Source organism: Ahniella affigens (assembly GCF_003015185.1).
Taxonomy (GTDB): Bacteria; Pseudomonadota; Gammaproteobacteria; order Xanthomonadales; family Ahniellaceae; genus Ahniella; species Ahniella affigens.
The window spans coordinates 5169294-5182250 of record NZ_CP027860.1 but is presented as its reverse complement, the minus strand read 5'-3'; the positions used below and the strand labels follow the sequence as shown (position 1 = coordinate 5182250).

The 12957-nt window shown below is 61.8% G+C and carries 10 protein-coding genes; 5 read left to right on the top strand and 5 right to left on the bottom strand.

Features of this window, described 5'->3' with window-relative positions; all coding sequences use genetic code 11:
* Nucleotides 1-44 precede the first annotated feature (44 nt).
* A complete protein-coding gene (locus C7S18_RS20040) occupies nt 45-1151 on the bottom strand; it encodes an ATPase, T2SS/T4P/T4SS family (RefSeq protein WP_106893235.1) in 1107 nt (368 codons plus the stop codon).
* Nucleotides 1152-1376: 225 nt separating this feature from the next.
* Here C7S18_RS20040 and C7S18_RS20035 point away from each other — a divergent pair, with 225 nt between their 5' ends.
* Complete coding sequence (locus C7S18_RS20035) at nt 1377-2078, top strand: hypothetical protein (RefSeq protein WP_106893234.1); 702 nt, start codon at nt 1377-1379, stop codon at nt 2076-2078.
* A 75-nt stretch (nt 2079-2153) separates the two neighbouring features.
* Here the strand turns inward: C7S18_RS20035 and C7S18_RS20030 are convergent, their stop codons facing one another.
* The gene (locus C7S18_RS20030; protein ID WP_106893233.1) at nt 2154-3998 is read right to left on the bottom strand and encodes a tetratricopeptide repeat-containing sulfotransferase family protein; all 1845 of its coding nucleotides are present in this window, start codon (nt 3996-3998) and stop codon (nt 2154-2156) included.
* Nucleotides 3999-4057: 59 nt separating this feature from the next.
* Here C7S18_RS20030 and C7S18_RS20025 point away from each other — a divergent pair, with 59 nt between their 5' ends.
* The 4 genes from C7S18_RS20025 (at nt 4058) to C7S18_RS20010 (ending at nt 7996) form a co-directional block, all read left to right on the top strand.
* Nucleotides 4058-4639, top strand: coding sequence for a 2OG-Fe(II) oxygenase (locus tag C7S18_RS20025; protein ID WP_106893232.1), 582 nt, complete (start codon nt 4058-4060; stop codon nt 4637-4639).
* Nucleotides 4640-4651: 12 nt separating this feature from the next.
* On the top strand, nt 4652-5779 hold the full coding sequence (locus C7S18_RS20020; RefSeq protein ID WP_146152031.1) for a class I SAM-dependent methyltransferase: 1128 nt from the start codon (nt 4652-4654) through the stop codon (nt 5777-5779).
* Nucleotides 5776-6951, top strand: a complete 1176-nt coding sequence (locus tag C7S18_RS20015) for an aspartyl/asparaginyl beta-hydroxylase domain-containing protein (protein WP_106893230.1) — start codon at nt 5776-5778, stop codon at nt 6949-6951. The genes C7S18_RS20020 and C7S18_RS20015 overlap by 4 nt, the downstream gene beginning before the upstream one ends.
* Nucleotides 6952-7228: 277 nt before the next feature.
* Nucleotides 7229-7996 carry an energy transducer TonB gene (locus tag C7S18_RS20010; protein ID WP_170113379.1) on the top strand — a complete coding sequence of 256 codons (768 nt, stop codon included), beginning with the start codon at nt 7229-7231 and terminating at the stop codon, nt 7994-7996.
* A gap of 5 nt (nt 7997-8001) precedes the next feature.
* Here the strand turns inward: C7S18_RS20010 and C7S18_RS20005 are convergent, their stop codons facing one another.
* From C7S18_RS20005 to folE, 3 genes are all read right to left on the bottom strand, one after another.
* A complete protein-coding gene (locus C7S18_RS20005) occupies nt 8002-9924 on the bottom strand; it encodes a sensor histidine kinase (RefSeq protein ID WP_106893228.1) in 1923 nt (640 codons plus the stop codon).
* Complete coding sequence (locus tag C7S18_RS20000; RefSeq protein ID WP_106893227.1) at nt 9921-11687, bottom strand: ABC transporter ATP-binding protein; 1767 nt, start codon at nt 11685-11687, stop codon at nt 9921-9923. Before C7S18_RS20000 ends, C7S18_RS20005 begins: the two co-directional genes overlap by 4 nt.
* Nucleotides 11688-12230: 543 nt before the next feature.
* Nucleotides 12231-12842: a GTP cyclohydrolase I FolE gene (gene folE, locus C7S18_RS19995; protein WP_106893226.1), complete on the bottom strand. Its 612-nt coding sequence runs from the start codon at nt 12840-12842 to the stop codon at nt 12231-12233.
* Nucleotides 12843-12957: the final 115 nt, after the last annotated feature.

Sequence of the window (12957 nt, the reverse complement as noted above, 5' to 3'; positions counted from 1 at the left end):
CGTGTTCAAAGCAAAGGGAACCACGTGACGTGCTGAACGACGCCTCACAGCACGTTGCCGAGCTGCTTGATCAGGCCCGAAACCGGGCCGCCGGCATAGCTGCTCAACAATTCCGACTGCTTGCCAATGGCCTTTTCGATCGCAATCTGATCGCCATGCGTCAACGCTGACCGCATATTTGCATCGGCCTCGTTCGCAAAGAGCAATACCGCCGATACCTCGGCGCTCTTGAACCAACTGGCCTCCGACGATACCGCCCGTTGCGTCATCGACTTGACGAGCGACTGATTGCAGATCATCCGCAGATTCGTACCAAGCAGCATGCGCGCCTGATTCGTCCCCAACACTTCCGACGCCATCGTGACCAGGCGATCCAACGCCTGCACGATGGTTTGGCCGTGCATGGTCGCGATCACTAAATGCCCGTTGCCGGACTGCTTGAGCGCCTCGGCCGCCGTATCTTTGTCGCGAATCTCGCCGATGCCGAGCATCGTGCCGCCGCCACTGATCGCCGGGAACGCGCGCAGACTCTTCTTCAGCGCGGCCTCGTAAGTGTTTTGCGACGGAATGTCGGAGCTGACCGGCAGTTGCAAACACACGCCGTCGCCGTGCACGCCGTCACACGGATATTCCGACGGGTCTTCGATCATCTGAGCCGCGCCGCCATGCCGACGCAGCCGATGCACAATCGTCGAACTCAGCACGGTCGTCTTGCCTTGCCCATTCGTGCCGGTGATCAAAATCAGCCCGCCCTTGATCAGCGTATCGGCCATCAGAATTTCGCGCATCGCCATGCTGACGCCGGCTTCTTCCAACGTTGGCACAATCCTGGGAATCCGGCGCAGATGCACCGATCGACGATTCTCGGTGCGGTTGACAATCTGCATTCGGAACACCTGATCCAGAATGTTGATCCGCGCCGTGTCGTGCACGGTACTGGCATGCTTCAGGCACTCCTTTTGCGCCTCGCGGATGAAGCGCATCACGTCCGGGTCTTTGCCAAAAGCCAAACGCGAGCGACTAGAGCCGGTAAACGCCCGCGCGCTGAACCATTCAATCGACTCATCCTGCATGTCATTGTTCAGAGGCAAATAGAAGTCGCGAATCTCGGGCAACTCGGCGGCGGTCAGAAACTGGCTGTCTTGGCTCATGGTCAAACTCGAAAAGGGTGATCTCACGCGTACCGCGGCGCGCGGCCCCGGTCTCCTGCCTCATACCGTCGCATTACGAGACGGTCTTGGTCAATCACTGAGACATGAGACTCGCCGCCAACGCCGCAAAAGCGCGAATTTCCCGCCAGGTTGCGCGGGAACCGCCACGCCGCCAAGCCCGATTCTGACCGTACCGACAATCGGTCGGTTCATCATGGAGTCCTTATGAACGCCACCATCGAAGCGCCCGCGCCGTCGGCGGCGCCGGTCACGACACCAAACCCACGCGCGAAGCGCCAACGCGATTTCGACCCGTGGGCCTGGCGACCCGCTGTGTCCGCACCGCAACTGCACTGCGAGATCAGTCTGAAAACGGTATTCGCACAGAAGCTACTGCAGCAATTGTTTGGCCGACTGCAGGTGGCGCTGTACGGCATGTCGGTGACCATTCCGATCATGGAACGCGATATGGGCGCGACCGGCAGCAAGTTGGCTGATGTGTTCCAGCGAAGCCACCAGCACCTCACTCACGTGCAACACACCACGACCGAGCGTTATCGCCAATGGCTGCAGGCAGCCGGCGCACCGCCTGCGATCAGCTACCAAGCGCAGACCCGGCATTTCCCGGTGTTCTGTCCGAACGCCAAGCGCGCACTCGAACACTTCTCAGCCGCCGATAACATGATTCAGTTGCTGGATCAACTGTGGTACGCGAACGTGCTGGACGCGACCCAACACAAACGCGCCGTGCTCGAAACCTGCGCGCAAGTGAAGAACTTCAGTCGCGAGATGGAAGGATTGTGGTTGCGTAGCAAAGCGGCCGTGTTGCGCGCGCAGGCAACGCCAAAATCGCCAGCCGACGCGGTCACCCAAGCTGACCAACAAGCCACGACCGATCCCGCCATCGAATCAAGCCTGGCGGCCTAGCCCGATCCCGTCGGGGCAGACCCGTGTGTCTGCCCCTACGGGATCGGGCAGACCAGCCCCGACCAGACTGCGAGGTCATTCCGGATAACCGAACGCCTCGATCCACGGCCGCAGACACGCCATCACCGCGTCGTCAAAATACGCGCCATAGGCCTGCCATTTACCCACTGCGCGTGAATTCACTGCCTGCACGACCTGGCTGTAACTCGGGGTCGAGATCGAGCGCTTCTCGCGGGCCCGTTCAGTAAAGCGAAGCAGCTCGTCGTCCCACGGCAGCCCGAGGAACTGAAAGATCCGCTTGCCTTCCGTCTGCACATCGGCGACCAGATCCTCATACCGCACACGATGAATTGGCGTTCGAATCTGCGCCAAATCACCAAACACATATCCCATGACCCGGTCATACATCTGCGCCGTGCTGAGCAACGTCTCGAAACTCAACGCCAATGCCGGTGCGCGAAAATTCTGCTGATAGCAACTCAGTACCACATCACACGGATGGCGCACGGCGAACAGAATGTGCGCTTTTGGAAACACGGTATCGATAAACGGTATCCGTGCCAGATTCAGGGGGTTCTTGTCGACGGCCCGCGGTAGCGCACCGCCCGCACCGCCGGCGCGACCGGCCGTCACTTTGGTGACCTCTGCAAAGTACGCTTGCCTGAGGCCACCAATCACGTCGACGTCCAAGTCAGCCAAGGACTCCGGATACGGCTTGCCCGCCTGCGCAAGTCGATTGATCAAGCGTTGCAGAAACGGCTGCTCGTCAAACGACACCAGACCCTCATGGGCATCGAGAAGCTGCTCCAGCAACGTCGTGCCAGAGCGCGGAAAGCCCACCAGAAACACCGGGTCCGTTAGACCATCGGCAGGCGTCCGCAACGGTCCGCGCGCCGGTGCCGGACGCTCCAACAAGCCGAGTAGGCTGTCCTGTCGCAGCAGTTCGGGATGCGTCGTGGACACCTGTGCACGTTTGGCTTGATGCGCCGTCTGCAATGCAATCATGGTTGCCGGAATTGCCCCGAGACTTGCCTCCGCCTGCGCCAGATCAAACGCGAGCGCAGCCGCCAAAGACGGATCGGACGGCGGTGGGTCCAGCAGCATCTGCAAGTAGTCCCGCGCGGTTGCCGCGTCGCCGCCGCGTTGCGCCAATCGGGCTCGCAATTGCCAAATCTTCTGCTGCAAGCGCGAATCCATCGTGATTTCAGGAAGCAAAAGCGCAGTCTGCTCTGCGGCTGGGACTTGATTCGTCCGCTCCTGGGTCAGTGCCAAGCCAATGCGGGCATCCAGCAGCTCCGGGTCCTGCTGCAACGCCATCGCGAACAGCCGTTCGGCGTCGGCATATAGCCCCGTTTGCAGCAGGACATGTCCGGCTTCCGCCCGTTGCGCTGCCGACATCGGCAGGCGTGCGAGCAACTCGATCTCGGCATTCGCATCCGGCCACCGATCGAGGCTGGTCAAGATCCTAGCGCGCGTCAATCGGAGGTCGGCATCAAATCCTTGATGCCGAATCGCCGCATCGATCGCTTGCAACGCTTCGGGCAAACGGCGATGCGCAATCAGGGTGCGCGCATAAGCGAAGTAGCTGCCCGGATCGTTGGCGCCGAGCTTGAACGCCTGCTGCATCGGAATCAGCGCGTCGGCATCGCGGCCCATTTCGCACATGCAATTGGCAAGATTCGCCCAGTGCGTGGGCTCATTGGGCTCAAGCACACACAAGCGGTCGAAAATGGGCAAGGCGTCTTGTGGCCGCCCCTGCTGTAGACACGCCAAGGCCAGCACGGTCGCGGCACCAGCGTGTTGCGGCTGCGCCTGCAGAATGGCCCGGACCAGCCGCTCTGCCGCCGCGCCTTCGCCCTGTTGGAGCAAGGTAAACGCATGCGTCAGCACAGAACCGGAAGAAGCGTCTTGATTGGACATGAAACACTCGGCTTGGAATCGTGCGACTATGTCGGTTTCGGAGTCTCCTTGGCAAGCCTATGACCGACCTCCTGCCTGCCCAACGTGATCTGGCCACCGCCATTCAGGTGTTTGACGACGCGCTTGACCCCGCCTTCTGCGCGCGCATGGTGCAGAGCTTTGATGCCCTGAGGCGCTTCCAGAAGGTCAACGGCCGCGGGGTTCGTGAGGGCCACGACGACAGCGCCTGGACGGAGCTCGACATCGGCCCCTTGTCCGACGCCGGTTTCCGCCAGCACATCGGTCACAACATGCTGCAGCACCTGGCACGCTACAACGCAGCGTTGAAGCTCCACCTGCCCGTGCCACCGAGCCCCAAGGTCAGCGAATTGATCGTCAAGCGCTATCGCGTGGGCGGCGGCGAAAAGTTTCAGCCACATTTCGACTCAATTGGTCCGGTGGCCAATCGCTATCTCGTGTTTCTTTGGTATCTGAACGATGTTGAGGTCGGGGGCGAAACCGAGTTCGTCGACCTCGGCATGAAGGTGGCGCCGAAGGCTGGACGGCTGCTGATGTTTCCGCCGTATTGGATGTATCAGCACCAAGGCTGTGCGCCGGTCTCCAACGACAAGTTCATTTTGTCCACGTACTTTCTGTTCTGAGTGTTCAACACCATGACTGCCAACCACTGGTTACTTGCTGCCGATGCCCTGATCCGTGCCCGAGGCGGCCGTTGGTGGGTCCACACTACCCAAAGCCGACACCCAGCCTTCGCGATCGACAATCCGCAGATCGTCGCGCTGCTCGGCCTGTTCGTTCGACCGTGCGGGCTGATGCAGGCGCTCGCGCAAGTGCCGCCGCCGCATCGCGGCACGGTGCAGGAAATCCTGTCCCATCTCTACGAGATCGGCGTCCTCGTTGATGCCGAAAGCCCCGCCGCCAACGAGCCCGACGCTGCGTGGTCCGCCGATCGCGCCCAAAAGCACCTGCGCTTTCTGGCGCGCTCGGTTTATGACCTGGGCGCCGATGTGCAGTGCCTCGGTGCGTTTGCCGAAAGCGCGTTGCGCGAGCGCACGGGCGCCGGCTTGGAACGTCGGCTGATGGCGCTGCTGGCCGCGGTCGATGAGCTCAAGACCGAACTCGCAGCGCTGCGCGGCGAATTCGTGTCGCCCCAACTCGCCGCGTTAGCGCTCACGGCGCAGTCGCAGGGTCTGAATCTGCACCTGGGCGCGGGGCCCACCCGCATTGATGGATTCGTGAACATCGACATCCAGGGCGCCCCGTTGAACTTGAATCTTGCGTGGGGGCTGCCCTTCGCCGACGGCAGCGTGGCACGCATCTACGTGTCGCACATGTTGGAGCATCTCTACTACCCGCAGGATGTCGGCACCTTCCTGCGCGAGATGTTCCGCGTACTGGCCCCGGGTGGCCGACTGCGTCTCGCGGTGCCCGACATTGCCGGCTGCATCGACGCGTACCAGCAACAGGACACCCAGTTCTTCCAGTCGCGCCACGAGACCTGGGACTGGTGGCCGAAAGACCTGACGCCGCTCGAAAGCTTCCTCGCCTATGCCGGTGCGAGTCCGGAACCGTCCTACCTGCTCGAATCGCACAAGTTCGGCTACGACGCCGAGACGCTGGGCAAGGCACTGCGCGCCGCCGGCTTCCAGGAAATCGTCCTGTCCACCCACATGGGCAGCCCAGACCCGCTGCTGCAGGTCGATACGGCCAGTGCGGTGGCGAGTGCACGCCACGGCAATCGGTTCTATGCTCTGTTCATGGAGGCCGTGCGGGTGTCATGAACTTGGCTGATCTCATTCAAGCTGCCCGAGAGGCCGCTCGCCGCGGCCAGATCGACGATGCCATCGAGCATTACCAGGAAGCCGCCGAGCTGGCTCCTGAGGACGGGAATTTGCGCCGCAACATCGGCGTCCTGCTGCTGAAGCAGGGCGACCTGGACAGTGCGATCGACCAGCTTGAACTAGCCGCCGAATTGTCGCCCGAAGTGCCCGCCATCCGGCTGCAATTGGGCCGCGCCTACGAGTCCCGTGGCGATCGCCAGCTTGCGGTCCGGCACTACTTCCGCGCGTTGGTCAAGGCGCAATTGCGCGAGCAATGGCTCGATCAGGCCAGCACCCCCCCGGCGCTATGGCCGCTGGTCCAGCATGCTGCGGCCGTGGCGGGTCCTGGCCGGCAGGAAATCCTGATGGGGCTTTTGGAGCCCGAAATCGCGCAATACGGTCAATCCGCCATGGCGCGCGTGGCGCGTGCGCTTCACGGTTATCTGGGGCAACAACCGGCGTATCCGGCCTCGGCAAATCAACGCCCAAGGTTCCTCTATTTCCCGGGCCTGCGCGAACAGCATTATTACCCGCCCAAGGACTTCGCCTGGGTGTCAGGGCTTGAGGCTGCCGCACCCGCCATTCGCGCCGAGGCATTGGCTCAATGGCATGCTGGCGAGGACTTGCAGCCGTTTCTCGAATTCAATGATCCGAGCGAGGCCGGCAACTATCTCGGCAAGGCGCCGGGTGCCGCCTGGAACGCGCTGTTCTTCTATCGCGGGGGTACGCGCTTTCATCGCAATCACGATGCCTGCCCGCAAACCAGCGCAGCGCTGGCCGCGTGCGACTTGGTCCACATCGGCGGGCACGCACCCGAAGTGTGCTTTTCGATTCTTGCTCCCGGCACGCACATCCTGCCGCATACCGGCGTCACCAACATCCGCCTGGTGGTGCATTTGCCGCTGCTGATCCCGAAAGACTGCGCATTGAGCGTGGCGGGCGAGCGACATACGTGGGAGCCCGATCAGGTAATGGTGTTCGACGACACGTTCGAGCATGAAGCCTGGAACAAGAGCCCCGACACGCGCATCATTTTGCTGATGGACACGTGGCACCCCGATCTGCGGCCCGAAGAGCGGCTCGCCATGACGCGCATCATCGAAGGCATTGGCCAGTTTCATCGCGGCGATTGAGTTCGGCCAACGCGGTTGACGCACTGCTGAACGAGACGCGCATTCGGTATCACCCGTCACCGCGAGCGCACACGACCCGACGCCAGCGCTGGCGCAGTCTCACTTGGCGCTGAAGCGCCTCGGGTGGCAGCAACCCTGAGCTGCTGTTGAGCGGCCTTAAGTGCATCCAATAGGCGTGCGCACCGCGTATTTGGCAATACCGAAAACCGGCACATAGCGTGGCCCGGAAGTATTTGCTACGATGCACAACGTTTCTGCACCGCTTGGGGTGAGTCGCATGACGCAGACCAATTCTTTTTTTGCATCGCAGTCTGTTGCGTCGCCTATGGTCGCGAGGCTGCTCGGATTGCTGTTGGCCGCGTTGAGCGCACCGGCCATGGCGATCGAACCCGCGCCGTTTGCTGCGAGTGTGCAGATCGACGAGACCGGCGCTGTCAAAGCAGTCAGCCAGATCAGCAGCCCCATCTCCCCGACGCTGCAAGGCACGCTTAGTGACCAGATCCGGCAATGGCGGTTCGAGCCCGCGATGCAAGCGGGCAAACCCGTCTCCTGGTCCACCACGCTATTTGGCAACGTGCCGCCGCAAGGGGGCTGGCCCAATTATTTCCGCCATGGCCCAAGGCCGCTGGTAAGCACACCACCGCGCTATCCGAAGAGCAGTTTGGGCATGCAGATCAACACGCGTACTTTGATCGAAGCCGAAGTGGGTGCGGATGGCCGAGTCAGCAGCACACGCGTGATTGCCGTATCGTCGTATCCGGATCATCGCGACATGGCGCTCGCGATGGCCGCCGCCGCCGAACTGGCGGTTAAGGCGTGGCAGTTTGATCCCGAAAAGCGCGATGGTCAGGCGATTGCGAGTCGCGTGCTGGTGCCCATTGGCATTCGACCCCGGAGTTACGTCTCGCCATCGCAATGGGCCTATCACGTCGGCACGGCGGCCGACTTCGATGCCGATCGCCTGCAGATGGGCGTGCTGTCGAACGTCGAAGGGCCGCGATTCCTCAACGCGAAGTCGCTGGCCGCGGCGAACGCGCGGCCCTGACCCAATCAACCTGATACCGGTGCGGCCGGATCGGCCTGCATGGGCAGACACAGCCGCACGGCCGTGCCGGGCGCCGCGCGGTCTGGATACGCCGCATCCACCGTCAACACGGCGCCCACCGCGGCGGCCCGACGGCGCATGTTGTCTTGCCCGTGACCCAGACCCGCGGTGTGATCGAGCCCGCGACCGTTGTCGCGCACCACAATCTCCAACTGCGAACCATCGTCGCTAGGGGCGACTGTCAATTCAATCTCGTCGCAGTGCGCATGCTTCAGGGCATTGGTGACTGCTTCCTGGACAATGCGGCACACGTGCAACACTTCCCGCGGCCCCAAATGCGTCGGTTCGTTGATCAGATCATTCCGATAGCGCAGCGTGATGCCCGCAGCCTTTAGCCGCGGCGTCATGCGCTGGCGAAAATTGCCGATTGCGACGTTAATTGAACTACCCACCGCGTCCAATGAGTCGATCACCAGGCGCAGCTCATCGACCACTTCACTCAAGCCGTCGTGCAGCGCCTCAGGCGCCAGCGCCTGATGGCGACTCGCATGCAGCAAGCTCAGTAGCTGCCCGCCAATGCCATCGTGCATCTCACCCATCACCCGACGGCGTTCGTCGAGCAGGGTCTCCCGCCTGAGCAATTCGCCTTGACGCGCATATTGCGCGGCCAGCTCGTTCTCACGTGCGGTCAGTTGCTCGCGCAGCAACTGGTTGATCTCGTTCATGGACCGAAACAGCCGAATATTGCGGCCGATAAACGCCGCCACAAACGCCACGAGCAGGAACGGCAACGACATCTGCAAGTGCCCGGTGCTGCGATCGAAGCGCCACTGCTGATAGAACTCAATGGCCATCAACACGAGAATCAGACCAAACAACGCCGCTTCCCAATAGCGTGGGTCGGCCTCGCGCGCCAAGTGCACAACGAGGCGCAGCATGGCCAACGCACCGAGCGTCAGGCCGAGCGTGTCCGAGATCACGCCGCTCGGGTCGTAGCCCGCCGGACCAATGCCGTAGAGCAACCATGCAAACGCGAGCGTCGCGAGCGTCATCAACAACACGGAGACACGGTGAACGCCGGGCCAGGGTTTGGGGGTCCACTCGTTGGCCAGATTGAGCCACGCCACCGGCAGAAAGCTGGTCAGCACAAAGTACAAAAACACGCGCGTGGTGCCGTCATAGGGCGGGTCGACCCAGCGGTAGTACAGATTGCGCAGCGTCCAACTGAGCACGAGCAGAAACACCCACAGCGCGAACCGTCGCTGATCGGTGCGGAAGAGCAACAACAACGCCAAGACCGCGCAGACCACGCCCACCGCAATGCTCTGATCCTGATACGGCCCGAGCATGTAGGCGCGCTTACTCAGGATCGGTCGCAGGAGCACATGCTCGCCTACCAGCGGCGGATTCATGTCGATGTACGGCACAAACTTGCGCACGGCCACCAGCACAAACGTGTTCGCGCCCGGTCGCAGCATGCCTGCGGGCACTTGCGTGATGGATCGGTTGTTGCCGTGATACGTGAGGTGGTCCCAGTCCATCCGCCCATCGAGCCGCAGCACCGTGCCGTTGACGACAGTCATCAGATTGTCGTTGCTGATCAGCGGCACCAGGTCCAGACCTTGTTCGGGTACGTCGTCCAGAGTCACTGCAAAGCGAAATGCCCGGTACCCGGGCTCGCAGCATTCGGTGTGGGGCAGGGTGACGGGCTCGAAGGTTGCCGCCGCAAGATCCTGGAGGCTGGCTGACGAGAGGCGCGCAACCTCGGGTGCCTCGATCGCCAAGGTCTCCGGGCGATCGGTTGCCCGGTACAAAATGGGATACAGCACCAACCAGAATGCCGCCTGCACCACCAACGCTGCTCCCAGCGACCGCCACCAGTTTGGGGCGGTGCGGTTGGGCAGCGCGTGGTGGGCGAGGTCGGTCATGCAGTCGACTCGCCGGTTTGCAAGCGCCACAGCGCGGCGTACGCGCCGTTCGCGACGAGCAACGCATCGTGCGTGCCGGATTCGATGATCCGACCTTGATCCAGCACATGAATCTGATCCGCCTGTCGCACCGTCGACAAGCGATGGGCAATGACGAGCATCGTCCGCGCTGCATGCAAGCGCGCGAGCGACCGCTGAATCGCGGCTTCGGTTTCGTTATCGACGGCCGACGTGGCCTCATCGAGAATCAACACCGGCGCCTGTCGATACAACGCGCGTGCCAACGCAATACGCTGCCGCTGTCCGCCCGACAACTTGCTGCCGCGTTCGCCGACGGGCGTGTCGTAACCATTCGGCAGTGCTGCGATGAACTCATGCGCTTCCGCCGCTTCGGCTGAGGCTTGAATGCGCGCCCGATCGGGTTGCGCATCACCATACGCGATGTTCTCTGCGACCGTCCCGTCAGTCAGAAACGGGTCCTGTGCCACATACGCCAGCTGCTGCCGCAGACTCTGCTTGCTCAAGTCCGCAATCGACTCGCCGTCGAGCAGAATCCGCCCGTGCTCGGGCGCATGAAACCCGAGCAGAAGTTTGACCAGCGTGCTCTTGCCACTGCCCGTACCACCGACCAATGCCACGGTTTTACCGGCGGGCACGGCCAAGTCGATGCCATGCAGAATCGGTTGACCCGGTTCATAGCCAAAGCGGATCGCTTCAAACTGAAGCGCGCCACGCGCCTGCTCGATGCGCTTCGCACCATCGGGCGGCACCGGCGACTCCAACAAGTCCATAATGCGCGCCACCGACGCCATGCTGCGCTGATACAAATCGGTCATGTCGGCCAGACGCGTCATCGGCCACAACAGCCGCTGCGTCAAATAGACCAATGCCGAATACGCGCCGACACCCAACTCGCCGCGCAGCGTCAACCAACCACCATAGAGCAGGGTGGCAACGAATCCGCACAGAATGGCCATGCGAATGACGGGCGTGATCGCCGCCGAAAAGCGAATCGCATCGGCATTGCGCGCACGAAAATCATCCGATGCGGCCTGGACCTGCAACTGCTCGTGCGCCTCGGCCGTGTAAGCCTGAATCGTCGCCATGCCGTACAGGTTGTTGTTCAACCGAGTCGACACCGTGGCAGCCGCCTCGCGCGCCGCGACATAGCGCGGATACAGCCGCTTCTGAAACCAGAACGCGCCGACCAGAATCAACGGAATCGGCAACATCGCCAATACCGCCAGCGACTTCGTCAGCGCAAAGAAGATCGCACCGACCATGATCGACGAGCACGCTACCTGGATCAGATCATTCGCGCCCGTATTGAGGAACCGCTCGATCTGATTCACGTCCTCATTGAGGAGCGCCATCAGCCGCCCCGAGCGCGCGTTCGTGATGTAGTCCGGCGCCATCTTCTGCACATGCCCGTAAGCCGCCTGCCGGAGCTCATGCTGCATGTCCTGCGCCAGCCCACGCCAACGCAGCGCATAGAGATACTCAAAAACCGACTCGAAGATCCAGATGAAGGCCGTCAGCACCGTCAACCACATGAGTTGCTCATACGGATCGACGAGCCCGAACTTGGCCAGAAACGAATCCTGCTGATTGACGACCACATCAACCGCGACCCCGATCAACAACTCAGGGAGCACGTCGAAAAACTTATTCAGGACCGAAAAAACCGTCGCCCAAATCGCCTTGGCCCGGTAAGGCCTGGCGAACTGAAAGAGACGCTGCAACGGATGAGGGTGAGCAGACACCGGACCACCTGCCAGAGAAAGCCGAATCGCGCCGCATCCTACACTGATTGCCGATCAATCCTCGCGGCCGTCTGCCAAGGCCCCAAAGTTGTCATCAAGACACGTGCCGCACCACAGCCCCCTACCCGTCATCCCGACGAAACAGACTGTGTGAAAACAACAAAGGGCTGGTTCGAGCAACCTAGCCGATCGGGTTCGGAAGCGATGATGAGTGCAAATGATGGGTCAGTTTGCCGCGAGCCTGAAACCCACCCCGGATCAAGTCCGGGGTGACGAATCTCGAGAGTGTCCGTCGAGGCAAAGTCGTTGCTTCAGACGCTAGAAAGGATCGGTTCCCCAAGGAGTTCCAATCCACCTCTCGTCACCCCGGACTTGATCCGGGGTGGGTTTGAAGGTCTTGCAGCCGCACCGAGGCTATGTTGAAGCGCCAAATTTTGTGCTGCCCAAAGGTTTTCACACAGTCTGGAAAGTCGGGACCCAGGGCAATCTTGCGACGCGCCGCCATCCGACCTAACCAAAACGGCGCACCACCAACGCAAGACCCTACCGCCCAGACCCCACATCAATAAACGCCAAGAACTCCGCTCGCGTCCGCGCGTCATCGTGGAACGACCCGAGCATCTTCGAGGTCACCATACTCACCCCACGCTTATGAATCCCGCGCGTCGTCATGCACTCATGGGCACCCTCAACCACCACACCCACACCAATCGGCTTCAGCACATCCTGAATGCAGCGCGCAATCTGCGCCGTCATCTTCTCCTGCACCTGAAACCGTCGCGCATACGCCTCAACGACCCGCGCCAGCTTCGAAATCCCCACCACCTTCCCATTCGGCACATACCCGATATGGGCCTTGCCAATGATCGGCGCCATGTGGTGCTCGCAATGGCTCTCGAACTCGATATCGCGCAGCACGATCATCTCGTCGTAGCCCTCGACCTCCTCGAACGTCCGGGCCAAATACACCTCCGGGTCTTCCTTGTACCCGCTAAACCAGTCCGAATACGCTTCCACCACCCGCCGTGGCGTCTCCAACAGCCCCTCGCGGGACGGGTCTTCGCCGGCATAAGCCAGCAGGGTGCGCACGGCCGCTTCGGCCTCGGCGCGACTGATCTTTGGGGCCTTGGACTTGCCCGCTTTCCGGCTGCTCATGGGTTTCACCTTTGTCAATGGCTGGAATGGTTGACGCAAATTGCGTATGGTGCGGATTCTAGCCCGCAGCGTGGATTCAGAGACCAGACCGGACATGCCCGCATTTCACGTGCCC